Annotated in this window: 22 protein-coding genes; 17 read left to right on the forward strand and 5 right to left on the reverse strand. The window is 38.5% G+C overall.

Features of this window, described 5'->3' with window-relative positions:
- The 12 genes from H9N25_RS21200 (at nt 1) to H9N25_RS21255 (ending at nt 14,447) form a co-directional block, all read left to right on the forward strand.
- The gene (locus tag H9N25_RS21200) at nt 1-765 is read left to right on the forward strand and encodes a hypothetical protein (protein WP_190327149.1); all 765 of its coding nucleotides are present in this window, start codon (nt 1-3) and stop codon (nt 763-765) included.
- 198 nt (nt 766-963) lie between these two features.
- Nucleotides 964-1,932: a hypothetical protein gene (locus H9N25_RS21205; protein ID WP_167296080.1), complete on the forward strand. Its 969-nt coding sequence runs from the start codon at nt 964-966 to the stop codon at nt 1,930-1,932.
- Between the two features lie 2 nt (nt 1,933-1,934).
- Nucleotides 1,935-2,867, forward strand: coding sequence for a hypothetical protein (locus H9N25_RS21210; RefSeq protein WP_190327150.1), 933 nt, complete (start codon nt 1,935-1,937; stop codon nt 2,865-2,867).
- 344 nt (nt 2,868-3,211) lie between these two features.
- The gene (tssD, locus tag H9N25_RS21215) at nt 3,212-3,607 is read left to right on the forward strand and encodes a type VI secretion system tube protein TssD (RefSeq protein WP_025141859.1); all 396 of its coding nucleotides are present in this window, start codon (nt 3,212-3,214) and stop codon (nt 3,605-3,607) included.
- A 99-nt stretch (nt 3,608-3,706) separates the two neighbouring features.
- The gene (tssD, locus tag H9N25_RS21220; RefSeq protein ID WP_167296071.1) at nt 3,707-4,102 is read left to right on the forward strand and encodes a type VI secretion system tube protein TssD; all 396 of its coding nucleotides are present in this window, start codon (nt 3,707-3,709) and stop codon (nt 4,100-4,102) included.
- 84 nt (nt 4,103-4,186) lie between these two features.
- Nucleotides 4,187-4,906 (forward strand): hypothetical protein, encoded by a 720-nt coding sequence (locus H9N25_RS21225; protein ID WP_190327151.1) that lies wholly within the window; start codon nt 4,187-4,189, stop codon nt 4,904-4,906.
- 1 nt (nt 4,907) lies between these two features.
- On the forward strand, nt 4,908-5,753 hold the full coding sequence (locus H9N25_RS21230; protein WP_190327152.1) for a hypothetical protein: 846 nt from the start codon (nt 4,908-4,910) through the stop codon (nt 5,751-5,753).
- A 23-nt stretch (nt 5,754-5,776) separates the two neighbouring features.
- Nucleotides 5,777-7,594: a type VI secretion system Vgr family protein gene (locus H9N25_RS21235; protein ID WP_190327153.1), complete on the forward strand. Its 1,818-nt coding sequence runs from the start codon at nt 5,777-5,779 to the stop codon at nt 7,592-7,594.
- 18 nt (nt 7,595-7,612) lie between these two features.
- On the forward strand, nt 7,613-8,896 hold the full coding sequence (locus tag H9N25_RS21240) for a tetratricopeptide repeat protein (protein WP_190327154.1): 1,284 nt from the start codon (nt 7,613-7,615) through the stop codon (nt 8,894-8,896).
- 11 nt (nt 8,897-8,907) lie between these two features.
- The gene (locus H9N25_RS21245; RefSeq protein WP_190327155.1) at nt 8,908-9,624 is read left to right on the forward strand and encodes a hypothetical protein; all 717 of its coding nucleotides are present in this window, start codon (nt 8,908-8,910) and stop codon (nt 9,622-9,624) included.
- A 2-nt stretch (nt 9,625-9,626) separates the two neighbouring features.
- Nucleotides 9,627-13,538 carry an RHS repeat-associated core domain-containing protein gene (locus H9N25_RS21250; protein WP_190327156.1) on the forward strand — a complete coding sequence of 1,304 codons (3,912 nt, stop codon included), beginning with the start codon at nt 9,627-9,629 and terminating at the stop codon, nt 13,536-13,538.
- A gap of 15 nt (nt 13,539-13,553) precedes the next feature.
- Nucleotides 13,554-14,447, forward strand: a complete 894-nt coding sequence (locus tag H9N25_RS21255; protein ID WP_190327157.1) for a hypothetical protein — start codon at nt 13,554-13,556, stop codon at nt 14,445-14,447.
- A 32-nt stretch (nt 14,448-14,479) separates the two neighbouring features.
- Here H9N25_RS21255 and H9N25_RS21260 read toward each other — a convergent pair whose 3' ends face one another.
- Nucleotides 14,480-15,373: a LysR family transcriptional regulator gene (locus H9N25_RS21260; RefSeq protein WP_167296088.1), complete on the reverse strand. Its 894-nt coding sequence runs from the start codon at nt 15,371-15,373 to the stop codon at nt 14,480-14,482.
- Between the two features lie 76 nt (nt 15,374-15,449).
- Here H9N25_RS21260 and hutH point away from each other — a divergent pair, with 76 nt between their 5' ends.
- Nucleotides 15,450-16,994: a histidine ammonia-lyase gene (gene hutH / locus H9N25_RS21265; protein WP_190327158.1), complete on the forward strand. Its 1,545-nt coding sequence runs from the start codon at nt 15,450-15,452 to the stop codon at nt 16,992-16,994.
- Nucleotides 16,995-17,005: 11 nt separating this feature from the next.
- A complete protein-coding gene (locus H9N25_RS21270) occupies nt 17,006-19,012 on the forward strand; it encodes a urocanate hydratase (RefSeq protein WP_190327159.1) in 2,007 nt (668 codons plus the stop codon).
- Nucleotides 19,013-19,058: 46 nt separating this feature from the next.
- Here H9N25_RS21270 and H9N25_RS21275 read toward each other — a convergent pair whose 3' ends face one another.
- Nucleotides 19,059-19,961, reverse strand: a complete 903-nt coding sequence (locus H9N25_RS21275) for a LysR family transcriptional regulator (protein ID WP_167296091.1) — start codon at nt 19,959-19,961, stop codon at nt 19,059-19,061.
- Nucleotides 19,962-20,060: 99 nt separating this feature from the next.
- On the opposite strand from H9N25_RS21275, the gene H9N25_RS21280 reads away from it, so the two are divergent.
- Nucleotides 20,061-20,690 carry an NAD(P)H-dependent oxidoreductase gene (locus H9N25_RS21280; protein WP_167296092.1) on the forward strand — a complete coding sequence of 210 codons (630 nt, stop codon included), beginning with the start codon at nt 20,061-20,063 and terminating at the stop codon, nt 20,688-20,690.
- On the forward strand, nt 20,662-20,946 hold the full coding sequence (locus H9N25_RS21285) for a putative quinol monooxygenase (protein WP_190327160.1): 285 nt from the start codon (nt 20,662-20,664) through the stop codon (nt 20,944-20,946). The genes H9N25_RS21280 and H9N25_RS21285 overlap by 29 nt, the downstream gene beginning before the upstream one ends.
- On the opposite strand, the gene H9N25_RS21290 is transcribed toward H9N25_RS21285, so the two are convergent.
- Genes H9N25_RS21290 through H9N25_RS21300 form a run of 3 tightly spaced genes read right to left on the reverse strand, consistent with a single transcriptional unit; the run spans nt 20,947 to nt 24,036 of the window.
- Nucleotides 20,947-21,798 (reverse strand): EamA family transporter, encoded by an 852-nt coding sequence (locus H9N25_RS21290; protein ID WP_190327161.1) that lies wholly within the window; start codon nt 21,796-21,798, stop codon nt 20,947-20,949.
- 52 nt (nt 21,799-21,850) lie between these two features.
- Nucleotides 21,851-22,546 (reverse strand): response regulator transcription factor, encoded by a 696-nt coding sequence (locus H9N25_RS21295; protein ID WP_190327162.1) that lies wholly within the window; start codon nt 22,544-22,546, stop codon nt 21,851-21,853.
- Entirely contained in the window at nt 22,534-24,036 is a 1,503-nt protein-coding gene (locus tag H9N25_RS21300) for a sensor histidine kinase (RefSeq protein ID WP_190327163.1), read from the reverse strand. The genes H9N25_RS21295 and H9N25_RS21300 overlap by 13 nt, the downstream gene beginning before the upstream one ends.
- Before the next feature lie 118 nt (nt 24,037-24,154).
- Between H9N25_RS21300 and H9N25_RS21305 the strand changes: the two genes are divergently transcribed.
- A complete protein-coding gene (locus H9N25_RS21305; protein ID WP_190327164.1) occupies nt 24,155-25,357 on the forward strand; it encodes a redoxin domain-containing protein in 1,203 nt (400 codons plus the stop codon).
- The last annotated feature ends 32 nt before the right edge of the window (nt 25,358-25,389 follow it).

The following is a 25,389-nucleotide window of genomic DNA, read 5'->3' on the forward strand; positions in this document are numbered from 1 at the left end:
ATGTCTAAACCCTATTATCTTTTGGAGTTTTCTGTATCTGCATGTAGGTTTATTGTTGAAATTAACGACCTCGAAGTACTGAATCTGTCTGTTGAAGATGGGATGAGCAGCATGCTGCCACTTAATCATGGCATTTTTAAATCTGGAAATCAGAAAGTAAAGATCACCTTAGAGTCGCTCGAAGAAGGAGTTTTTAATCTAGAACCAAGTACTAGCTTTAAAATTATCGAATATAGTGCTGGCCATACCCTAGAATTTAAGAACGATATAAAGGCCTTTACCCCTGATTTTAAAGATAATGGCAAGAAACATTCGTACGAAGCTCAAACTAGCTTTAATTCGGTAATGCCATATCAGATTGAATCCTGGACAGAAGGGGTCAATTTAACAGATATCAATAAGCTAGAAGAGAGACTAGACAATTTTTATGCAACTGTTAAATCGATCTTTAAAAGAAAAGAGTATGTTAAAATAAGAGAAATCTTTTCTAAAAAAGAGAACAACATTGCATCTATGATGTACCTTAATCAGGAGCAATCAGAGGCCCGCTTAAATTCGATATTTCAGGATATGGAAAATGGCTTTGAGTTTGATGACAGCATCGTAGCAATACCTTATTTTCTAAAAAATGGAAAAGTTGTTTCATTTAGGAATCCATTGGGAAGTCCGGCAATCAAATTGGTGAATCCAGAATTGGGAGAAGAAATATATGTAGAGTTGAACGTGATGATGGATAAGTCAAAAATGGCTTTTGAAGTAATCTGATCTCTTGTTATAGTTATAATCTGTAGGCAGGCAAATTAGCGATCTCAAATTATTATAAGCGGTATTAAAATGCCGGAGTATGCTGATTTAAATAAGAATAACGGTTTGATGCTTGAAAGCTAATAACCCCTAGTGTTAAATGTTGAAGGAGTTCAAGCATTTATTTAAATAGCTTGCACATAATGGTAAATGAGTTTTATGTCAAATGTTAAGTTCGGTGATTATCAACCAAAGGATGAGCCTAAAGATACCTTACAATACGTTTATTATACACGTGAGGGAGAATATCTTGGAGGGATTGCAGGGAGTGCTAAAATATTTACAACAACCAAAGAGAAATATGATCAGGCTGTAGCTGCAAAAAGTTGGGAACCTTTAAATGTAGATCTGGTTAAGTATGATGGTAAAGCACTCTCACATTCAGATTTTCGTTACATTGCCTACATCGTGAGTCATGAATCGGGTAATGCCGATATAAAAGAACTCAGATGTGTAGCCTTTACCAGCCGTAATAGGGCTGTTTCTACCAAAAAAACATGGCGCTCACTACTTGCTTCAGGTTACTCTTCTGTACCAAATAAGAAAGAACTACCGGATAAAAATGATGAAAAATCAAAACTGGCTAGATATGCTGTACTAGATGTTTGTTTCGGCGTAAAAGATATTACAGATGGAGCCGAATTTTGGGATGGAACTGATTTTCTAGCGTGGGGCAATTCGGAAACAAATCCCTACAATAAACTGGGACAGAATAAATTCGATGAATATAAATTTGTGGAAATTCCGAAGGCAATTTACGACGATTTTGTAGCTGCTAACGGAACATCAGCAAGGTACAAAGACAAAGGTAATCATGATGAAAATGCAGATCAGGGCACGCACGAGCACCTTAAAAAGAAAGTTAAAAAGCCAGTGCTGGGACCAGATGGCAAACAGTTAAAAGGTGCTGATGGTAAACCACAGTTTAAGGAAGTTGAAGTGCCTGATAGAATTAAATATGACATTCCATCAGCCGATTTTGAAGATCAGCAATATTGGGGCAGCGGAAACTTTTATTACGATACCAATGTGAAAACCACGAATGGTATTTCTGCAACCATTACTGCTGGAAAAAGTATTTTTTGGAAAATAACGCCAACCCGTTTAACAGCTGCAACAACAAAATAAATATGAACAAACTGATATCTTCCATTATTCTCCATTTTTTGCTTGTATGTAGTGTAATGGCTCAACAGCCGCAAAAACCGGCAGCGATTTGTAATGGAATTTTACTAACTCGATTGACAGAGGTCAAATCTGAGGGAGAGGAAGAAAAGGATACGAGTAAAATCCTATATGTACAAAATAGTTTAAAAGATAGCCTGTTCGTATATAAAATAGCAGATGGCATACTCTCTGAAGCGACCGCCTATAGCTTATCTGGCGATAGTAAGGGTCTTTACCTGCATGCTAAATCCATATTAAATGGCGAAAGAAGTATTGAGCCGTTAAAGATTACCTTTTCCGATTCAAAACATACCTTACTTGTTAATCAAGATGAGTATAGATTATTTCCTGAGTTTTATGCCAAGGTTAAACAGCAGGTAGGTATGAAACATTCCATCCTTAGCCTTTTCAATCTTTTGGAAGACTACTTAGAAGATTATTCCATCAGGGATATTTATATGCCTTTATTATCCAATAATAACGAACAATGGGGGAAAAGCATTTTGGAATCCAAAATTATTACAAAGCGAAGCCAATCTGATCTTAAGGATATCTGGAGTTATAAGTATCAGTACAACCGTTCAGGTAAATTGGAATTAGTTAAGGGAACATCGGCAGATGAAATACATTTTAGTAAAAAAATGAGTTACCTTAATCCACGCTTGATTGAAATGAGCATTTATCGAAATACCGAAGACCGGCAGATTATATCCCGTAAAGCAACCTACAATCCTTTAAAACTTAACCTGCTCAAATTAACAGATCATGTTGAAATAACGGGAAAAGATACAGCGGTAATAATAACTACAACCATCAGCAGGAAAATTATAGGAAAACTAAAATCCTTGCGGATGTCGCAAGCTGAGATAATCAGGTTGGTAACTTTAAATAAATAGTTAGTTAAAATTTCATAGCAAGCTGGTAAATAATCAATTCAAAAGTTTAGTGCATTACCAATAATACTATTGTCGCAAAATGTAACATCTTGTCCGGAAATACTACAATATTTTAGGTTATTGTTTGTAGTAAAAATCAGACTTCAGTTTTTTTAAAAAAAATACATTTTTTTCTTTTGTTGAAATCTGCATTTACATCACTTTTGACCGTGTTTTTTGGAAATGGCCTGGCTGTTATTCTTTTAAAATGAGCTACATACACAATAATTGGCTTAATTATTGGTTTATATACAATGTAGCGGAGGCTACATAAATCAATTTTTTAACCTTAAAATTTTAAAACTATGGCTTTCAAAGCTAGATTAAACTTTTCAGGCAAGGAGTACGATGTGCTTCATTGTGCCTATGCGTTAAACCGTGATGTAGATGCTAAGGGAAGACCTTCTTCCGGAGTTTACGGCGGTACCATCGACATTGAGATCGAATCAACCGAAGACACCTCAATTATCGAGGCGATGGTAAACAACCAGTACAAACCTATTACAGGAACCCTTCTGATCAAAAAAACAGAGGAAGATGCCAAAATGAAAGAAGTTAACTTCGAGGATGGCTACATTGTTAAGTATTCCGAAGGGATCAACATTGTAGGCGATCATCCGATGACGCTTAAGTTCCAGATTTCAGCGAGGAAGCTTAAATTAGGCAATGCCGAGCACCTTAACGACTGGCCTAAAGCCTAGTTGGGTATAAGGCGTAAGGTTAGGGATATTTAAACGCCTGACGCCATGTGCTCTGCTCTAAACTCATTTCATTTTCAAAAACATTAAAACTTTACTACAATGGCATTCAAAACCCGTTTAAACTTAGGATCAAAAGAATTTGATGTACTACAGTGCAGCTTTTCATTAAATAGAGATGTTGACGCAAAAGGCCGTCCTTCATCAGGTGTTTATGGTGGCACCATCCATATCGAAATCGAATCAACCGAAGATACTTCGGTAATCGAATCGATGGTTAACAACCAGTATAAACCACTTTCAGGTAACATCGTTTTCAAAAAAGGCGAAGAAGATGCAAAAATGAAAGAGCTTTCTTTTGAAGATGGCTACATTATTCAATACAACGAGGGTATTGCTGTAAACGATAATACACCTATGACATTAAGTTTCGTGGTATCGGCCCGTAAGCTAAAGCTGGGCAACGCAGAACACGAAAACGATTGGCCTAAGGCCTAATTCGATCTAAATCGTTATTGGTTTCCGGCAAGGCTGGTGCTAATAACGATTTTTTGTTTTGGGGCGTGATTAAAAGAGCTACCTATGGCTACCGATTTAGAATACATTAACCTGTTTAATCATTGTATAATTTCTCCGTTAAAATCTGCAGAGATCAACCGTATTATTGACAATAAAATATTAAACAATAAGTCAAGATATCAGGCGGTAAGAAATAAACTACTTAATTTGACCGAATATACTTATCGCAGTACCTGCTTTTTAACTAAACCGGAAGACAGTTTTCTCAAAAAGAATCCGAAAATTGAAAATGGTTTTTTCAGCAGGTTATTTTCAGATGCAGGCCTTTATTCTGAAACTACTGGTATACCATGGTATTTTATTGCATGTGTCCATTATAGGGAAAGCAATTCCAATTTTACCAAGCACCTGCACAATGGCGACCCATTAAGCGGTTTTACCAGGCAGCACCCTGCAAACCGGCCTAAAATTAATCACGGTCCACCATTTACTTTTGAGGAAAGTGCTGTTGATGCCCTGAAGTTACGTGGTTTGGATAAAGAAACCGTTTGGTCATTACCTAAAGTTTTACTGCGTTTAGAGCAATATAACGGTATAGCGAAAGCTTATCAAAGTAATAACATCAACTCGCCATATCTGTGGGGTGGCTCTAACCTCTATACTAAAGGAGGTTTTCCAAGGGATCATGTTTTTAGCGTTGATTATGTAAATAAGCAGATTGGAACAGCTGTTATTTTAAAGGCAATGGAAAATAGGGGAATAATCAATATACCGAGGCAGTAATATGAAAGTATCAGGCATCTTATTTTTTTCTCTGGCTTTTCTGCTGTTTTCTTGCGGGGCGAAGCATGATAAGCAGCAACTTGTAGGAGCCAAAGACACGGCTATTGTTACAAATCCAAAATTAGACTCAGTTCCTGCCGAAATACATACGCTCGAAAATCTGGCGACCCATATGATGGATTCAGGAGAAGGTTATAGGAATGATGGTAGTACAAAGGCTGAGCAGGTATTTATAAAAGCATTTATTGAAGCCTTAAAAAAGCCAGGGGCATTTGAAACCAACTTCGCCAGCTTAAAAAAACACGATATTCAAGTGCTCACTGCAGATGATGGCAGACTTAGGATATTTTATTGGCTTTCTCCCTATTCAGGCTCTATGTGGCATGTACAAAATATTATTCAATATAAGGATGAAAATAATGCATTAACAGCCCTTTCATTTAACAATCTTTATGAGGATAAAGATGACGACGGCAGTCCTACTCCTTTTTTTGATCACATTTACGCGTTGAATACATCTCCCCAAAAAACCTATCTCTTTATCGGGTACGGACAAATGAGTGGCACCGAACCATATACAGCAAGCCATACGCTGGTGATTGACCATGCGAAATTTAGTATCAATAAAGCATTATTCAAAATAGGCAAAGTGGTTAAAACACAATTATTCGCATCTGCAGAACTTAAGGAAGATCAGGATAAAGAAAAGCTATTGGCCGAGTTGGCTATAACCTATAATTCCAAAGATAAGACCATTAGTTATCCCGAGGTAAATGAAACAAAAAACGGTTCGGTTCTTACTGGAAAAAGAAACGTTTTAATCTTTCGTGATGGAATGTTCAAGTAGGCACAAACTATTATTTAGTTGATATGGAAAAGAAATTAATCACTGAAATTAACATAGAAAATAAGGCAATTACCCATTTTGCCTCATTTAGTTTAAAACAGGCTTTTAATGCTCATCATTATTTCGAGCTGCGGTTTAACCACGATCAGATGGGCGCTCCTGGCATGATCAGTCTGAATGACAGTCGCGATTTTGTAGGTAAAACCTTAACCGCATCATTTGGATATGATGCTGGTAGTTTGCAAGGCTTTGCTGGTCTGGTAACCAAAGTAGAGCTCGCGCAAAGCCATGGGTATCATGGCGTGTTGATTGTGAGTGGTTACAGCCCAACCATTCTGATCGATCGGGGACCAGATTTAGGTTCTTATCTCGATAAGGATTTGAATACTATTGTAAATCTTGCTACCTCAGATGTACCTTCAAACGATATTAAAATTGTGGCCAACGCAGCCAGAAAAGAGCCTATTGATTATTTGATCCAATATAGGGAAAGTGATTTTGATTTTCTGAACAGGCTTTCAGGCGAATACCATGAGTGGTTTTACTATGATGGTAAACAACTTAATTTTGGTAAACCAGATGACCAGAAAGAAGTTGCCCTGATTTACGGTCGCGATGTACAGAATCTACAATATGCAATGGAAATTGCACCGATCAAGAATAAACGTTTTGCCTATAACCCAAAACAGGATGAGATGCTACAGAGCGAAAGTAGTGGGCAGGGCAATGGATCGCCTGATCTGATGCACGCCATACAAGTTTCTAACGCGATGTATAGCAAAACCTTCAATCAACCATCTCTTATCCGGGTAGACAATAGCAATGATATTAAAAACCATGTTCAAAACGAAGAAAAGGCACACATCAGCAATTTATTGAAGGTAAATGCAAGCGGAGACAATGCTGCTTTGAGCATTGGCAGTATCGCCGAAATTATGATGAGCGTGAGAAAAGAACTCTCCTTCTCTACAGAAAGCATGGGCAAGTTTCTGATTACCAGTATCAATCATGATATTGATGGCACAGGTAAATATTATAACACTTTCGAAGGTGTGGTAGCGACAACAGAGCGTATTTTGGTAAAAAACTACAGTAAGCCAAGCCCAGATATGCAGCTGGCAGATGTAATAGACAATGCAGATCCGCAGGGGCAGGGCCGTATCAAAGTGAAATTTAAGTGGGAATGTAAAACCAATGATGTAACGGAGTGGCTGCGGGTAATTACGCCAGATGCCGGAAGCAGCGATAAAGTGAGCAAAAACAGGGGTTTTGTGTTTATCCCCGAAATCGGCGATCAGGTAGCTTTAACTTTCGAAGAAGGCAATATTGCCAGGCCAATTGTACTGGGCTCGGTATTTCATGGCAAAAGTGGAAGCGGTGGCAGTGCCAGCAATAATAGCAAAAGTTTAACTTCTAAAAGCGGACATACCCTAACCATGGATGACGGTGCAGGTATGGTAATGAAAGATAAGGACAGCAATTTTATCGAGCTTGATGGGGCTGGTAAAGCAGTTTTCGAAACCAAAGAATCGATCCTGATTACATGTGGGGAGAGCAGCATTTTTATGGATAAAACAGGAAAGATCATCATTAAAGGGAAGGATATTTTAACACTTGGAGAAAACATCGGAAATTCTGCTACAACCAGTATTGGCATAGGTGTGGGGCCAGAAGATGGAACACCAACTTCTGGTATTGGGATAGAATCACAAACCTTGGATATTGGTACTAAAACGCTTTCGATGAGTGGCGAAACAGAGGCCAATCTGGCTTCGAAAAAGATTAATGTGGGAGGCGAAAGTGAGACAAATATCAGCAGTGGAAAGATTAATCTAAACTAATTTCGACCCTAAAGTTCAATGAATCCGATACAACTGGAACTGTTTAAAATAGATAAACAATGGCAACAAGTAGTAAGGCAACATCCATCAGAAACCCTGTTTTTATGCCTTGGAGAGCGGCATGAGGTAAACCTATTTGAATCATATTTTAAATACCAATTAACAGAAGAAAGCAGAACCAATGATATGTTTCTGCTCCATTATCAGGAGTTCCAGAACAAAAATGATTACGGTAGAAGTTTGGTTAAAGAATGGAAAGAGATTTTTGACTTATGGCAGAAGGATACAAAGGCTGGTGTTGTTTGGGATGTTGAAACAGGTGAAGGGGATAAAAATTATAAAACCGATGCTTATTTCCCTGTTAGGGCTTTAGTACGGTTGTGCAATCTCTACCCCGATTTAAAATTAAAGAAGATATATGTTCAACTGGCACCAACTTCCATCCATGATGTAGCTGGGCTATCTGAATGGATTAACGAATGGTGCAGCTGTATTAAAGCATTTGATAATCATGATATTAAACTGGTTTATACCGAGCACCATATACATCGTACTTTAAAAAAATTAAAACAGGGAACCGAATTCAGGATCAATATTGACGTTAGCCAGTTGATGCAGAATGCCGCGGCACACACCAACCGAGAGAAGAATGATCCTGAAGCCGATTACCAGCAGCAGATACTGATTGCCAGTAATTATTTAAGTAAAGGCAAACACGAGCAGGCCAATGCAATTCTGGAACGGGCAATTGTTATCGCTCAAAAACAAGGACTGCATGAAGCAGTAGTGGCCGCAAGGATTATGCTCGCACAGAGTTTAGCTGTAAAAAACAAAAAAAACGAAGCACGTCAACAATACGAAATGGCATTGGCCCGTGCAGGAGCAAATACGCTGTTGAGTGCACATATCCACATGAGCTATGGTAGTTTCTTACTGGCGCATTCGGGTAAAGATGAGGCTAAAAAGTATTTTGAAAAGGCAATTAAAATAGCAGAAATTATAGAGAACGATTTTATAGCAATGGAATGTACCCGATTGCTCGGGCAGCTTTCTGATAGTAAAATAACAGGCTCTGCAAAAGCAATGGGTTATTATTTGAGGTGTTTAGAAATTGCCCGGAAAATGCCGATTGAAAAACGGCGACAAAGTTCGATGGCTTATACCGCATCGATCATGTTAAAAAAATATGGAGAAGAAAGTCCAGAAGGTAAAAAACTAGATAGGGATATGCAGCAGGATTATGGAGAAGACTGGAAGTCGATGGCAGAAGTGCCAAAAAATCATGCTAATCCTTTATCGTAAAAAATATACGGATGAAAAAAGTAAAAGCGAGTAAACCGAATATGTCTACCGATAGGTCAATCAGCCTGTCTGCAAGCTTAACTAAAGCCGAACCAAAAGCTGTTGGTGGTGGAGGTGGTGTTGCCACAGGGAGTAACCCTCCTGCAGCAAAAAGTAGTTTGAAGCTTGTAAAGGCCAAAAAGCCTACAATGGCCAATACAGCAGTACAGCATGTAAGCAAACATTTTGATGTGGTATTGGCAATCGATTTTCACTGGACAACCATTCCCATCCCGCCATCTTTCGGCTTTATTCCCTTGCCCTTACCCCATCCTTTTATTGGTATGGTGTTCGATCCGATGGATTACCTGCATTTTAACATTCCCATTCCAAAATTTGCGCAAGGTTTAATCGGTGCGGCCAGTATCCCCATGGGGGGCTCCATTTATGTTCATGGCAGGCATAAAGCTACCACTACCACTACCGTAATGGGTGTTTTGTTGCCATTTAGACATATCAGTTCTATTCCAGTATATTTTATTGTAAATATACCTGGCTCACCACATGAAGGAGAAGTGTATTGGGGCTCTACTACAGTGAAAGGGCAGGGATCCGAAATGAGTGGTTCTAATCCGGGGCAGGTACTTACCTGCTGGTGTCCACCAATGGGTTTAAAACCCTTGCCAACTGTACCAGGAAAACTGAAGAAAACCCATTGGCTTATTTCGCTTTTTACAGCGATTTATTAAGTATGTACGTACAGATTAATACCGGTAAACCTGTGTTGGTTGGTGGCACATTTGCACCACATAATTATACGCTGAAAGAATATTTAATGCGTTTTGCAGCCATTGGTATTATGAGAGGGCTTACCAAATTAGGAGGAGCTTTAGCAAAAGGGGCTTTAAAGGGTGTAAATAAACTTCTCCAGCGGATGTTGGGTAAAACAAATCCATTATCAAAAAAACTTTGCCATTGGGGTTTAGAGCCGGTTAATTTTGTTACCGGGGCTATGTTTTTCGAATGGACCGATTTCGAGCTTCCTGGGGGCCAAACACTGGCTTGGAATAATGTATGGCGTAGCGATAAGTCATATGCGGGCATGTTGGGCAATCAGGTATACAATAATTACGATCTTTATATTTATCCTGATCCTGAAGCTGGAATTGTAGGTTTTAACCACCCAACCGAAAATATGGTAATGCCGCTGCCTTATATTGAGGCATATTCAGGTAAACAGTACGACCGTGCCCAGAAATTCTGGATGGAAAGACCTGATGAAAATACCTGGATACTCACCATCGGTCAGGATATTTATACTTATACACTTTTTAGCGATGGACCGGATGGAGATATCTATCGTATAAACCAGATTGGGTATACAAACGGTACCAGCCTCAGATTTTATTATCAAAAACAGCTTTTAACACGGATTGTAGAAAACTCAGGCCGTGTACTCGAAATGCAGCATAACGAGGCTGGTACGGCAATTAAAGCGGTTTACTATCAATATAAAAATACCAGCGACCTGTTGGTGAGTTATGATTACGACGAGCGTGGCAACATGATCAAAGTGTATGATCAGGCTGGTAAAGCCATTAGCTTTGAATACGATGAGTTTAACCGTGTGGTTAAAAGAACCAACCGGAACGGAATGGTTTATTTTTGGCGTTATGATGAAGAAGGCCGGGTAATCCATACTGAAGGTAGAGATGGCGTTATGAGTGGATCGTTACGTTATTTTCCGGAAGAAGGGTATAACGAGGTGTACTATCGCGATGGTAAAGTAGAACGTTATTACTATGACGAAAATGATCTGGTTTACAAAAAGGTTGACGGCATGGGCGGCGAAACCTGGTTTGAGCATAATCGTTACAACGAAGAAAAAATGGTTTCCAGTCCTGAGGGTAAGGTTATCGGCTATGAATACGACGATCGTGGAAACATTGTTACATACCATACCACAGATGGCGAGCGGTACCAATACGCATACGATGAAAACAATAACCTGATTCTGCGTAGCGATCCTGCTGGATCGAACGAAACATGGCTGTACAATGAACAGAACCAATTGCTTAAACATGTTCAAAAAGACGATCGTATAATCGATTTTTATTATACCGAAGGACAGAAATTACCAGTATTTTGCCGCGATAATGATGGCTACGAAGTTCATTGGACCTATAACAGTTTAAATCAACTGATCGAATCAGTTTCGGGCGAAGGTAATAGCCGTCGCTGGACCTATGATGATTATGGGCGATTGATCCGTTTTAGTCCAGATGGTGATCAAACTACGATCTGGGAACGTGATGAAATGGGGCGGGTAATCTCAGTTAAAGATTTTGGAGAAGTGGCCTTTCGCTTCGAATACGACGCCTACGATCTGCCGGTTTACGCTACTGATGGCCGAGATGAATGGCACATGACCTATACCCCAATGGGCAGCCTAAAAACACAAAAAAGAAGTAGCCATTTATCCCATCAAAATATTCGGACACTTCATTTTACTTATGATAAGTGGGAAAACTTAAAAGCCATTACCAACGAAAAAGGCGAAGAATATATCTTTTTAAGAGATGCGAATGATAATGTGGTGACAGAAATCGGCTTTGATGGGCAAGAGCAACAATATATCCGTAACCACGATGGACAGGTTATTAAAACCATACAGGCCGATGGTAAGGCCATTTACCACAATTATGACCTAAGTGGCCGATTGGTATATAGCAGCTATGAAGATGGTACTTACGAGGCCTTTCAATACAATAAACTAGGTTTGCTTATTGCCGCAGAGAACGAACTTTCTTCGGTTAATTTTATACGGAACCCACTGGGCATGATTACCCAGGAAATACAGGATGGTTACCAGATTAATTATCAATATGATGCTTTTGGCAATCTAACTAGTTTAAAAAGCTCATTAGGAGCCGATATTAAATATGATTATGACGACATTGGTTATCTGAATGGTATTGTAGCTCAAAGTGGCGGATCAGCCGAATGGACGGTAAATATTGGTCGCAATAAAAACGGACAGGAAACCAGTCGTAGTTTAAGCGGAGGGATTAGGGCTACATTCGATTATGATCACGAAGGTCATCCAGTTAGTCAAAAGGTTGAAGCCAGTCATTCCATCACTGCTTTTAAACAGTATGGCTGGGGTCCAAACGATAAACTCAACAGTTGTTTAAACAGCATTACTGGTGGAAGCATTAATTACAGGTATGATACTTTTGGCAGCCTGTCATCAGCAAGTTATACCGATGATGGTAAGGTGATCTATAAAAATCCTGATGAAGTAGGAAATTTATATAAAACCACCGACCGGATCGACAGGCGATACGATAAAGGAGGAAAGTTGCTTAAAGATGATCAATGGTATTACCGTTACGATGCAAAAGGCAACCTCTTGCAAAAAAGCAAGCGTAATATTATCGGCCTGAAAAAGCAAGAAGCTGCTAAAGCAGAAGATAATGGTTTATTTGGTAAAAAATTAAACTGGGGAATGGCCAACCCCGATCTTCCCGAAGCTGACGCATTGGATATCTTAGCAGATTCTGAACCCGATTTGCCAGAATGGAAAGAAGGCGACTGGGCTTATGCCTGGATGGCTAACGGCATGATGAAGGCAGTTAAAAATCCACATGGTGAGATCACCAGTTTCGAATACGATGCCTTAGGCAGAAGGAAAGCCAAAATTGTTAAAAATACGGTCTACCGATATGTGTGGGATGGCAATTTACTGCTCCACGAATGGCATTATCCTTTAAAAGAACGGCCAAACTTAGTAGTTAATGAGGATGGCCTGCTTAGCTACGATAAAACAGAACCGCTTGGAAGTGATTTAATTACCTGGGTATATGATCAGAATAAATTTACCCCAAGTGCCAAAATCGTTAACGGGCAGCATTATTCTATTATTAGTGATTATTTAGGAACACCTGTGCAAGCTTATGACGATGCAGGTAAAAAAGTGTGGGATTGCGAAATTGATATTTATGGAAAAATACGTAAACTTAGCGGCAGTAGGGAATTTGTGCCATTTAGGTATCAAGGGCAGTATGAGGATGTAGAAACGGGGTTGTATTATAATAGGTTTCGGTATTATGATCCGGAGCAAGGCAATTATATCTCTCAGGATCCAATTGGTTTGTCGGGTGGTAATCCTACCATTTATGGCTATGTATTTGATAGTAATTATGAATTAGATGTATTTGGCTTAAAAACCTTTCAGCAGGCATTAGGTGATTACGGTGAAAAATGGGTGAAAGAGGCATTACAAAATTCGAACAAGTATTCACGTGTATTTCAAGTTCAAAATGCTTCTGGCCATGGTATTGATGTTGTGGGTATGCGCCATGATGGAAAATTTGATATTTTTGAAGTAAAAACCAATATCTCAGGAAACGTAGGTAATTTATCTGACAGGCAATTAAATTCTGACTTCTTTATCAAAAACATATTGGAGAAAGATAATATTACTGATTTTGGATTATCTCGGCAGCAAGCTAACAGTATATTGAATAACATCGGAGATAAAAGAGTTGTGGATGTATTTGTTGGCCGGGGAGCGAAAGGTAGATTCAAAGTAAAAAGCGCGTTGGTATCAGACTGGGATGAAGTTTCTCGCACTCAAAAAGCTAAAGGCACATGCCATTAATAAAAAAAGAAGTTTATGTATAGCACAAAAGAATTCAAAAATTTTTTTCAGAAAGTACTCAAGTCATCACAGGATGAAGAACCATTCATTAAAGAGTTTGTTGAAGATTTTCTTCATAAAAATGCCAGAACTTTTCAAAAGAAAATGGTTGTGTGGGACGAAGAAGAGGTAGTGGATTATGATTTATTGTATGTACTCTCTTCTTATTCATATCGATTTAAAATTCCGGAAGGAATATTAAATTTTATTGAGAAAAATAATGAAGACGCCTTTGTCGTATTATTAAAATCGTATTTTACTGATCTATTACTTCAGACTTGTGCTTACAAAAACAATCAATTCGTTAACAGTGTTTTACATACCGATTTGGCATTGAGTACACTTCTATCATTGGGCTATTTTCCTAATAAAACCGAAGTTTTAGCTAAGCATTTATTGAATTTTCTTGAATCCAATAAAGCCAAATTGGAGATTTATCCTCAAAATTTAGATTTTGGTTTTAAAAGCACATTATATTTAGTATCTGTATTGCTAAAGGATGCGGGTTATTTGGATTATTTTGAAAAGATTACTCATTTTTTAAAAACACCCGAAAAATCTTATGAATTTGCTTATAAAAACCTTTATTCCACAGACAATGAAGCGATTAATAGATGGGTTAATGAATTAGCTGATTTTCACATTAAGAACAGTAAGGATGATTTAACAATGCCTTTCAATCGCGAAAGATGGCAATATTTTCCAATAGAAATTATAGCACTCCTACAATTACGTTCACAACGGGGTCTACCGACTGATTTTATTACCCACCCACTATTAAAAGATTTTCTGCCTTTTATAGCACAAAAGCTGCCCGTTCCATTGGATGAAACCACCCAAAAACTGGAAAAACGGATTTTGGAGGAATAGAAATGATGTTAAAAATTGCTAAAGAGTGTAAGCTAAACCTTATCCTTTAGCAATAATTTAATTACGTTCTTTAATGCGGGGTTACGGTTAGATTCTTTCCAGATCATATATAGCTCCGTTCTTTGCGGAATATGGGTAAGCTCTACAAACTTCACATTTTCCTGATAGCCATATTGCAGGGCGGTGGGCACAATTGCAATACCCAAACCTTCTTCTACCAGTTTGTAAATGGTGAGTGCATTAACTGATTTGTGGTAGGTTTTGGGTTTAAAACCATGATCTTCACAGATACTCATCATCAGGTCGTAATAGAAAGGGCTGTCATCGCTCGAGAAAAAAATGAAAGGCTCATCACCGAGCTTTTTTACTGCTTCAAAACTTGCCTTTTTCATAGGATGACTTTTAGGCAATACCAGCGAAAAGGTATCCTGATGCATCATATGTTTAGAAATGCCAGGTTTAAACTGCTGAATCCGCACAAAGCCTACATCGAGCATATCTTTTTCTAATAACTCAATTTGTAATTTATTAGGCATTTCATCCAGATTGGTTCTGATTTCAGGAAAATCTTTGTTCAGCTTAAATATAACTTCAGGTACAATTTTTTGTGCCGCCGAACCTAAAAAACCAATGCGGAGCTCGCCTTGTTTGCCCTCATTAATATTGCTGATCTGTTTTTTAATGTTTTCAATATGTCCGAACAAAAAATCAACCTCTTCTTTCAGGTAAACGCCTGCTTCGGTAAGCGTTACCTTTTTCTTATTACGGTCGAACAATGGAGCATTAAAAATTTCCTCCATCTGTTTAATCTGCCGACTTAGTCCCGGTTGCGAAATAAACAGGCGGTCGGCAGCCTTTCTAAACTTCAGTTCCTCGGCCAAAACCTGAAAATATTTTAAGTGCCTAAGCTCTATCTGATAACTCATGGTTATTACATGATGATGTAATTGGTATTTATAGGTATCAAATATAGGGCTTATTTTTGTTTAAAACCTTTTTGACATGAGTGAGCAACAGATTTTTAATTACGGAACAGATCATTTAACCGCTAAATTAGCGCTAGCCATCAGCAATGGCCAAGTAAAGGGAGTATTGAGTCAGCGCACCCGCAATAAAGTGTTGGAAAGTAGTAAGGTAGTTGAGCGGATAGCGATTTCGGGTAAAGCCGTTTACGGCATCAATACGGGTTTCGGACCATTGTGTACCTCCATGATTTCGGCGGTTGATACCCGTAAATTACAAGAAAATATTCTGAGAAGCCATGCCGTTGGTGTAGGTGAGCCTATAGATAGTGAAATATCAAAACTAATGTTGGTATTAAAACTACAGGCTTTAGCTCAGGGATACTCAGGCATTAAAATCGAAACACTCGATCGAATGATCTGGTTTTTAGAGATCGGTGCTACACCAGTAGTGCCTAAACAAGGTTCTGTTGGCGCTTCTGGCGATCTTGCCCCTTTATCTCATCTTTTTTTGCCTTTAATTGGCTTAGGAAAGGTTCACCACAAAGGTAAAATTATTGCCACAGCACAGCTCTTACAAGAATATCAGGTGAGTCCACTGCAATTGGGTCCAAAAGAAGGCTTGGCGCTAATTAATGGCACCCAGTTTATTGCAGCACATGCCGTTAAAGTGGTACAGCGATTAGAAAACGTGCTGGCTTCAGCAGATATTATTTCGGCTATGATGATTGAAGGACTTCAAGGTTCTGAAAAGCCTTTTCATGCGCAGCTTCACCAGCTTAGGCCTTATCCGGCAAATATAGCGGTGGCCGAACAAGTGCGTAAACTGTTGCAAGGTTCTGAAATTATGAAATCGCATGCCGATTGTGCCAAAGTACAGGATCCATATTCGTTAAGATGTATTCCACAGGTGCATGGCACCTCCAGAACAGCGTGGATGCATTTAAAAGAAACTTTAGAAATCGAACTAAATTCGGTAACCGATAACCCTGTTATTTTTAATGACGATTTAACGATCAGTGGTGGTAATTTTCATGGTCAGCCATTGGCACTACCACTCGATTATGCCTGTTTGGCGGCCTCAGAAATCGGAAACATCAGCGACCGCCGGATTTATCTTTCCTTAGAAGGAAATACGCCAGGTGTGCCTAAACTCTTGATGCAGGAAACCGGATTAAATTCTGGTTTTATGATCGTTCAATATACCTCGGCGGCCTTGGCCAGCGAAAATAAAGGGCTTTGTTTCCCGGCCAGTGCCGATAGTATTCCCACTTCTTTAGGCCAGGAAGATCATGTGAGTATGGGTTCGATCAGTGGACGTAAAGCCCTACAGGTAATCGAAAATGTGGAGAAAATCCTGGGGATTGAACTGTTCTGTGCTGCACAGGCTATTGATTATCATCATCCATTAAAACCAGGCAAAATACTGGCTGCGGTACACGATTTTGTGCGTACTGAAATCGATCATTTCGAGGAAGATCAGATTATGTACGATAAGATGGAAAATGCCATTCAAATGGTACAACAAGGTAAAATTGTTGCCGTTGCTAGCAAGGCCGAATCCAACATTAAATTAAGCGTTTAAAATTACAAAATATGGATTTTAAAGCACAGATATTGGCGGGTATTCCTTCAGCATTACCGGCAAAAAAAAACAGGAATACCGCATTAAGCCACGCACCAGTAAGGAAGGATGTTTTAACAGTAGCGGAAAAAAAACTGAGCATTAAAAATGCTTTGCGTTATTTCCCAAAAACATGGCACCAAGAGCTTGCACAAGAATTTTTAGCCGAATTGGAAAACTACGGACACATTTATATGTACCGTTTTATGCCCGATTATGCCATTTATGCGAGAGATATAGTTGCATATCCATGCCGTACTATCCATGCCGCGGCAATTATGCTCATGATTCAGAATAATCTAGATCCGGCAATTGCACAACATCCTGAAGAACTTATTACTTATGGCGGAAACGGAAGCGTATTCCAAAATTGGGCGCAGTATCTTTTAACCATGCAATACCTCGCCACGATGACCGATCAGCAAACGCTGAATATTTATAGTGGGCATCCACAGGGATTATTTCCATCAAGTATCGCTGCACCTCGGGTAGTGGTAACCAATGGAATGATGGTGCCGAATTATTCTTCGCCCGAAGATCTTGAAAAGTTTAATGCTTTAGGTGTAACCCAATACGGACAGATGACGGCAGGTTCGTACATGTACATAGGGCCTCAGGGCATTGTTCATGGCACAGCCATTACCTTAATGAATGCTTTCCGTAAAAAAGGTTTTTATGGGCAAGATACGGCAGGGAAAATATTCCTTACTGCGGGTTTAGGTGGCATGAGCGGTGCACAAACCAAGGCAGGTAATATTGTAGGCTGTATTACCGTGTGCGCAGAGGTAAATCCCCAGGCCGCAACCAAAAGGCATCAACAAGGTTGGGTAGATGAGCTGATTGATAACTTAGATGAACTGGTTAACCGTGTGATACTTGCCCAAAAAGGGAGGGAAACGGTATCCTTGGCCTACATTGGTAATGTTGTTGATGTTTGGGAGCGATTTGATCAGGAAGATATCGAAGTTGCCATTGGTTCTGATCAAACTTCACTGCATAATCCATATGCTGGCGGTTATTATCCTGTTGGTTTAAGTTTTGTTGAGGCAAATGAAATGATGGCCAATGTGCCTGGCCAGTTTAAAGTATATGTTCAGAATTCATTAAAAAGGCAAGCAACAAGTATTAACAAACATACCGCCAAGGGGACTTATTTTTTCGATTATGGAAATGCTTTTTTATTAGAGTGCAGTAGGGCAGGTGCCGATGTAATGTCATCCAATGGGGTGGATTTTAAATACCCATCCTATGTAGAGGATATTTTAGGGCCATTGTGTTTCGATTATGGTTTTGGTCCGTTTAGGTGGGTTTGTGCCTCAGGGAACGAAAAGGATCTCGATTTAACCGATCAAATGGCAAAAGAGGTAATGGAGGAGATTAAGCTTAGTGCTCCAGAAGAAATACAGCAACAATTGCAGGATAATATCAATTGGATCAGTGCAGCAAAAGAAAATAAACTTGTGGTAGGTTCAAAAGCCCGGATTTTGTATGCAGATGCTGAAGGTAGGGCGAAAATTGCGATGAGGTTTAATGAAGCGATTAATGCCGGCCAATTATCAGCCCCAGTTATCCTAGGGAGAGATCACCACGATGTAAGCGGAACGGATTCTCCTTTTAGGGAAACCAGCAATATTTATGATGGAAGCAGATTTACTGCAGATATGGCTATCCACAATGTAATTGGCGATAGTTTTAGAGGAGCAACATGGGTTTCGATCCATAACGGCGGTGGAGTTGGTTGGGGAGAAGTAATAAACGGCGGCTTCGGAATGGTGTTGGATGGAAGCGAACAAGCAGCCGAAAAACTGCAAAATATGCTTTTTTACGATGTAAACAATGGAATTGCCAGAAGAAGCTGGGCACGTAATAAAGAAGCCCGCTTTGCTATCGAACGCGAAATGGCACGTACGGATACCTTGAAGATTACGTTACCCAATCTGGTTGATGATAATTTGTTGGATGGATTGGAAATAGGTTAAGGTTTTACAAAAGAAAAATGCCTTTTTTGTCATTCTTCAATATAAACTATATACTAACCATAACCTCTTTAAAAAGGTTTTTAATGATGTGAATTTCTGATGCATACTGCGTATTTTTTCTACAACCAAAGTATAAGGTATTGGTCAGTTTTGAAGTACCTTCCCAAATTACCTTTACTTTTTCTTCTTCAACTTCTTTCTTGCAAAGAAAATCGGGTATAATAGCCAAGCCTTTTCCACCAGATAAGCAGCGGACAATTGAGTTAAGGTTAGGCACAATATAGTTTGGGCGGAAATCTGCGTGTTTGCCAAAGTTAAGTTGCCAGAAACGTAAAAGGTGTTCCATATCGCCAGCGGTTCCGTACCATTTCTGCTGTTTTAACCATGTTTCCATCCCGGCTAAATCGTTCTTTTTAACCAACGAATCAAAAGTTTTCCCATCAGTTTCTATTCCACCTACTAAAACGATGGTTTCGGAAGAAAAAGCCTCATGTTCTACATTGGGAGAATTACCTTTTTGCGGGGTAATAATCAGATCTAAAATGCCTTTATCTAATTGATCGAGCATTTCAGGGTACTCTCCAAAACGGATAATTACATTAAAAGGTAAGGTTGAAATATATTGCTCGAGTGTAATCTGAAAAGTTTCGAAACACATGCCTACGCTAATGGTTGGCGTATGTTTCTCCGTACTTTTTTGAAAGTGTTTTTCCGCATCCTCGAGTTTGGTTAGCGGCTCCACAATAAAATTGTACAATACTTTTCCTTTTTCGGTAGGGATCATCTTCCTGCCTGTACGCTCGAACAACTTGTAACCAACATAACTTTCTAAAGAACTTAAATGCAAACTTACCCCAGGCTGCGAAATAAACAGATTTTCTGCTGCACCAGTTAAGGTTCCAGTTTTATAGATTGCTTTAAAACTTCTGTACCATTCTAAATTAACCATAATCTTAGTATTATAATTCTGATACAAATCTATGAATTAACTTGTTTTAATAATAGGTATAGGCGCTGTAATTTTGTGTTATCAAAATAGAAAAACGAAATGACAAAAATATTCATTATTAACGGAGGGCAAAAATTTGGTCATTCCGGTGGCAGGTTTAACGAGACGATAGCTAATGCTACTGCCGATTTCTTTTCTTCACTGGAAGAATTTGAAGTAAAAACAACCAATATTAACCACGATTACGACCCTAAGGAAGAAGTGGAGAAATATGTATGGGCGGACGTTGTAATTTATCATACCCCAATCTGGTGGTTTCAGTTGCCACATGGGTTTAAAAAATACATCGATGTGGTATTTACCGAAGGCCATAAAAAAGGAATTTATATTAGCGACGGCCGTAAGGCTGATAATCCAACCCGAAATTATGGTACAGGCGGCATGTTACACGGACGGAAATATATGGTAACATCATCATGGAATGCACCGAAAGAGGCTTTTACCTTACCAGAAGAATTTTTTATGGAAACCAGTGTGGATGATGGCGTATTGTTCGGTTTCCACAGAATGAATGCATTTACCGGAATGGAACGGATAGATGGCATCCATTTTCATGATGTAGAAAAGAATGCAGATATTAGGAGTGCACTTAAATTGCATCAAGAACACTTAACCCAAAATTTTTTAAATACAGCAGTATATGAGCATTTATCTAACAGCAATTGTTAAAAGTAAAAAAGAAACCACAGCGGCATTAAGAACCATGCTGCTTGATATGGTTGCAAATTCGCGTAAAGAAGAAGCCTGTATCCAATACGATCTGCACGAATCTGCAGTTGATAATACTTTTATTTTTCAGGAGGAATGGAAAGATCAGGCAGGTTTAGATCTGCACAATAAGCAGCCATATATTTTAGATTTTGTAGCGCAAGCTGATAAGTTGACAGACAATATTGTCATCTATAAAACAGAAAAACTGGCCTGATTACAATTTTGCCCGCCTAGCTGTTAACGAAGAACCTGCAGAAGCAATTACAACAAAAGCTACAGCAAAACACTCTTTTAAAGTGAGGTATTCTTGTAGAAAAACGAGCGCGGCTAATGAGGCCATAGCAGGTTCGAGGCTCATTAAAATACTGAAAGTACGGGCAGGGAGCTGCTTAAGGGCCCTCATTTCTAGGGTAAAGGGAATAGCGCTTGATAGTAGAGCAAGTGCTGCTCCTAACCCTATTAATTTAGGATTCAACGTGTTTAAACCACCGCCATAAATACCAAAGGGTATAATTACTATTGTAGCAAATAACATCCCTATGGCAACGGCATCGCCACCTTTCATTATTTTTGAAATTCTACCTCCTAAAATAATATAACCTGCCCAGAATACACCAGCCAAAAGTGCCAGGAGCACGCCCGCTAAATTTAGCCCTGTACCCGTCCACGGTGTAATTAATACAATACCGGTAGCAGCAAGTACCACCCAAAGAAAATCAACAGGTTTCTTCGATCCGAAAATGGCAAGTCCTAAGGGGCCAACGAATTCTAAAGTTACCCCTAAGCCAATCGGGATACGGGCAATAGCCATATAAAAAATCATATTCATTACCCCTAAACAAACACCATACAGGATAACGTATTTCCACTGTTTGGCATTTAGTTTAAATAGGTTTGGTCTAAAGGCGATTAGTAAGATTACTGCAGATAAGCCGATGCGTAAAGATGCTGTTGCAGCAGCGCCAATTTGTGGAAAAAGCCCTTTTGCAATTGCCGCACCACATTGTACACTGATAATTGATAATAAAACAGCAGGTATGGGCGGGATATTGATTTTGCTTTTCATCTTGGGCTCGTAAATGAGGCGCAAAATTAAGGAATTATAAAGTTGTAAACGCTTAATAAACTAATTTATAGCCCTGCCCCCTAATATTAATAATGAAAATAGATGGATCATCCTTTAAATATTTCCTAAGTTTCGTTATAAATACATCAAGGCTTCTACCTGAGAAATAATCATTATTGCTCCATAATGCATTCAAAATTACATTACGCTCTAACATGTTGTTTTTATTGAGCAAAAGCATTTGTAATATTTCAGCTTCGCGGGTGGTCAAGGTTCTTTGACTATTCGCTATAGTTAAAACACCTTTTGGATAATAAAATTGATAGTTGCCTATTTTGATGGGCTGTTTTTCAATATTCTCAGGTTCAATAACAAGTCGGTTTCGGCTTAATAATGCTTTTATCCTGATGGTGAGTTCTTCTATACTAAAAGGCTTTTTTAAATAGTCGTTTCCGCCGCTTTCGAAACCCATAACCACATCGGTAGGAAGCGATTTTGACGTTAAAAATATAATCGGCGTTACCATATCAATCTGTCTCAGGTGTTTTGCAATCGAGAAACCATCGCCATCAGGGAGCATTACATCTAATATTAATATATCAGGTTTTAATTTATGGTATTGGCTAATGGTTTCCTTAGCGGTTAAAGTATGTATAACTTCAAATCCTTTTAAGGCTAATGTTTCTTTAACTATTTCGGCAAGTGCGGGCTCGTCTTCTACAAAGAGAATTTTATTTAAAGTGGCCATCCCAATGTGATTTTAGTTCCTTGACCTAGTTTACTTTCAATTTTATACCAGCCATTATGTAGATGCATGATCTGCTTCACATAATTTAACCCTAATCCATGCCCTTTTACCGGATGACTATTTCCGGTACTTACCCGATAGAATTTCTCGAACACCACAGAAATGTCTTTTTCAGCTATTCCAATACCATTGTCTTCAACTTGCATGGTTAGAAAATTGTCTTTCTTTTGAACAGTTACGCTAATCAGGGGTTTTTCATCCGCATACTTTATTGCATTATCTATAATGTTGTTTATTGCATGCTGAAACTGAGTAGGATCAACATTTATCTCATTTAGTTGACTATCATTTTTATAATTGATAGAAATCCTTTTCTCGGCTTTCATTTCATGAAGGTGTATAATCTCCATTATTTTATCATCAAAAAAAACTTTTTCTTTTAATAAGGTAGATTTACCATCCTCATAAATGGCAATATTTAATACTTTATCAACCAAGATATTCAATCGTTCAATTTCATTTTTTGCATGGATCAGATATCGGTTATATTTATCATCATCGTTACGGATTACTGGGTTATTCAAGGCTTCAATGGCAACCGAGACCGTTGATATAGGTGTTTTGAATTCGTGGGTAATATTGCTGATAAAATCGTTTTTGATGATGGATAGTCTTTTCTCCCAAAAAAGCCTTTTTAATAGGATGACCATACAGCCCGATACTATAACGATCATAGCAAACGAAGAAAACAGAAGTAAGGCCATTCTAGAAAGAATGTAAGCCGATGGACTTTTGAACATTGCCCTTACATAGCGTTGATTGTCGGTGTAACGGTAGGTTTGAAATGCCCTGGTAACAAAAGCATAATCAAGCTTTTTTATACCCTTATTGTTGGTGCTGTCAACCTTTTTAACGATAAAGCTATAAGGTGTTGCAATATTCCTTGCTTTTAAATAAATGTTAAATGCAGGCCTTAAACGAGCGGTGTCGAATTGGTATTTATTGGCCTGTTCATTCATAAAAAGACCAAGCTTTTGCGTTCTATAATAAATGGTATGTGTTTCCAAATCTTCTTCTCTCATTAAGAGTGCAAGGTGGCCAGCAACATGTTTGCGTACACTGGTATCACTTTTGTTTTTTGGAAGTGCCTTACTATAATCTGATAAGCTAAATGAAGATGAAAATTTATCTTTCTCATTACCTTTTGCACTTACCGTGTAGATATATTTTTTGTCTTTTTTATCAAATCTGGCACTAATCAAAAAAGCATTGGTATCTAAAAGTTTTTGTTCAATAATGTTTTGAATCGTATCGCAGCGTAAGTCGAGCTCTTTTTTTATTCCATCTTCGAAAGCAAGGTTAACTTCCTTTTCAAAATCTTTTAAAGTCGTTTTGTAATAGTTAACAATCCAATATACCTGCAACGATAAAAGTGCCACCATTACCGAAAAACAGATTGTAATTAAAATATTGGCACTTTTTCGCATCATCAAATGTATGTTAAATCCCTAAATCTAAATATTGCATTAACATAATATAACCTAAAATAACATCTCCGATAACTGAGTTTAAAATTGGTTTTGCTCAATTTTGGTTAAACAAAAAATTATGAAAGCAATATTTTTTAATCTATTATTATCTATATGTACATATAGTGCGCTAGCACAGGGTGTTCAGATCAAAGCTGGCGATCAATTCCCGGATGTATTGATCAAAAACTTAATCAACTCCCCTGTTAAAGCTATTCAGCTTGGACAAAAACACGATAATAAGATTTATATCTTAAACTTATGGGGCACCTGGTGTAGTCCTTGCATTCCCGAAATGGACGCTCTGGCCAAACTACAGTTGCGTAATCCAGGAAGCATTCAGGTAATTGGCATTTCTAACGAAAAGCCTTCTAGGCTCCAAAATTACCTAATAAAAAAAACATCAAAGGTTTGGCTCTGTAGTGATACGTCCGAATTTTTTTACAAGCTGTTTGCATTTGCATACGTAGGGCAAAGTGCAATTGTGGATGCTAAAGGTAAGGTTGTAGCCCTGGTTAAAAGTGATTCGATTAACCAGAAAATGATAGATCGGTTAGTAAAAGGATTAACAATAAAATCTACGGCAGAAATCAAGGAGAAACCTGTAAATAACCACGATGATATTTTTGCTGTTGACTCTACCTTAATCCACAGTTTTACCCTACGTGGTTATATAAAGGGCCAACATTCGGGCAGTAGGCGGTATACGGGTAAAAGCGCTTTCGATGGCCGTAGGATTAGCTTTACCAATGCTTCGATGGCTTCCTTGTATAAAGATGCTTATGGTATAGTTTCTGAAAAACAATTGATTTACGAACTTCCGGAAAAAGAAGTTTCTGATTTTGATAACAAAGAGACACTCTATTCTTTAGACTTGTTGGTTAAACCCGAGGAAAGGGATAGTTTAATGGTCATCCTACAAAATAAACTTCGGGTATTGCTCCCGGTTAAGGCGAGGATAGAATATAGGCTAATGCCTGTTTATACATTAATCAATAAAAACTTTAAGCAAAAAGAATCAAGTGATGAAAAACTGAGCTATAGTTTTAGTGGGCAAGGTTACGATGGTCAGGGCGCTACCTTAGCCAATTTTGCCAACGATTATCTAAGTAATGAATTTAGTTTACCCGTTGTAGATGAAACAGGCTTAACAAAGCGGTACAATATCAAAACAAATGTAGCCATGAGAAATAGAGAAAGTATTCTGAAATCGATTAATGATATCGGATTAGACGTGGTTAAACAGGACAGAAAGATGAAAGTTCTGGTTTTTTACAAATAGAAAGTGGTCCTGCTAACCGGACCACCTTTAAA

The sequence above is a fragment of the Pedobacter riviphilus genome (genome assembly GCF_014692875.1).
Lineage (GTDB): Bacteria > Bacteroidota > Bacteroidia > Sphingobacteriales > Sphingobacteriaceae > Pedobacter > Pedobacter riviphilus.

Excerpts from the sequence above, each read along its gene's own strand:
- H9N25_RS21200 (WP_190327149.1), top strand. The coding sequence starts at position 1 with ATGTCTAAACCCTATTATCTTTTGGAGTTTTCTGTATCTGCATGTAGG.
- H9N25_RS21205 (WP_167296080.1), top strand. The coding sequence starts at position 964 with ATGTCAAATGTTAAGTTCGGTGATTATCAACCAAAGGATGAGCCTAAA.
- H9N25_RS21210 (WP_190327150.1), top strand. The coding sequence starts at position 1,935 with ATGAACAAACTGATATCTTCCATTATTCTCCATTTTTTGCTTGTATGT.
- tssD (WP_025141859.1), top strand. The coding sequence starts at position 3,212 with ATGGCTTTCAAAGCTAGATTAAACTTTTCAGGCAAGGAGTACGATGTG.
- tssD (WP_167296071.1), top strand. The coding sequence starts at position 3,707 with ATGGCATTCAAAACCCGTTTAAACTTAGGATCAAAAGAATTTGATGTA.
- H9N25_RS21225 (WP_190327151.1), top strand. The coding sequence starts at position 4,187 with ATGGCTACCGATTTAGAATACATTAACCTGTTTAATCATTGTATAATT.
- H9N25_RS21230 (WP_190327152.1), top strand. The coding sequence starts at position 4,908 with ATGAAAGTATCAGGCATCTTATTTTTTTCTCTGGCTTTTCTGCTGTTT.
- H9N25_RS21235 (WP_190327153.1), top strand. The coding sequence starts at position 5,777 with ATGGAAAAGAAATTAATCACTGAAATTAACATAGAAAATAAGGCAATT.
- H9N25_RS21240 (WP_190327154.1), top strand. The coding sequence starts at position 7,613 with ATGAATCCGATACAACTGGAACTGTTTAAAATAGATAAACAATGGCAA.
- H9N25_RS21245 (WP_190327155.1), top strand. The coding sequence starts at position 8,908 with ATGAAAAAAGTAAAAGCGAGTAAACCGAATATGTCTACCGATAGGTCA.
- H9N25_RS21250 (WP_190327156.1), top strand. The coding sequence starts at position 9,627 with ATGTACGTACAGATTAATACCGGTAAACCTGTGTTGGTTGGTGGCACA.
- H9N25_RS21255 (WP_190327157.1), top strand. The coding sequence starts at position 13,554 with ATGTATAGCACAAAAGAATTCAAAAATTTTTTTCAGAAAGTACTCAAG.
- H9N25_RS21260 (WP_167296088.1), bottom strand. The coding sequence starts at position 15,373 with ATGAGTTATCAGATAGAGCTTAGGCACTTAAAATATTTTCAGGTTTTG.
- hutH (WP_190327158.1), top strand. The coding sequence starts at position 15,450 with ATGAGTGAGCAACAGATTTTTAATTACGGAACAGATCATTTAACCGCT.
- H9N25_RS21270 (WP_190327159.1), top strand. The coding sequence starts at position 17,006 with ATGGATTTTAAAGCACAGATATTGGCGGGTATTCCTTCAGCATTACCG.
- H9N25_RS21275 (WP_167296091.1), bottom strand. The coding sequence starts at position 19,961 with ATGGTTAATTTAGAATGGTACAGAAGTTTTAAAGCAATCTATAAAACT.
- H9N25_RS21280 (WP_167296092.1), top strand. The coding sequence starts at position 20,061 with ATGACAAAAATATTCATTATTAACGGAGGGCAAAAATTTGGTCATTCC.
- H9N25_RS21285 (WP_190327160.1), top strand. The coding sequence starts at position 20,662 with ATGAGCATTTATCTAACAGCAATTGTTAAAAGTAAAAAAGAAACCACA.
- H9N25_RS21290 (WP_190327161.1), bottom strand. The coding sequence starts at position 21,798 with ATGAAAAGCAAAATCAATATCCCGCCCATACCTGCTGTTTTATTATCA.
- H9N25_RS21295 (WP_190327162.1), bottom strand. The coding sequence starts at position 22,546 with ATGGCCACTTTAAATAAAATTCTCTTTGTAGAAGACGAGCCCGCACTT.
- H9N25_RS21300 (WP_190327163.1), bottom strand. The coding sequence starts at position 24,036 with ATGATGCGAAAAAGTGCCAATATTTTAATTACAATCTGTTTTTCGGTA.
- H9N25_RS21305 (WP_190327164.1), top strand. The coding sequence starts at position 24,155 with ATGAAAGCAATATTTTTTAATCTATTATTATCTATATGTACATATAGT.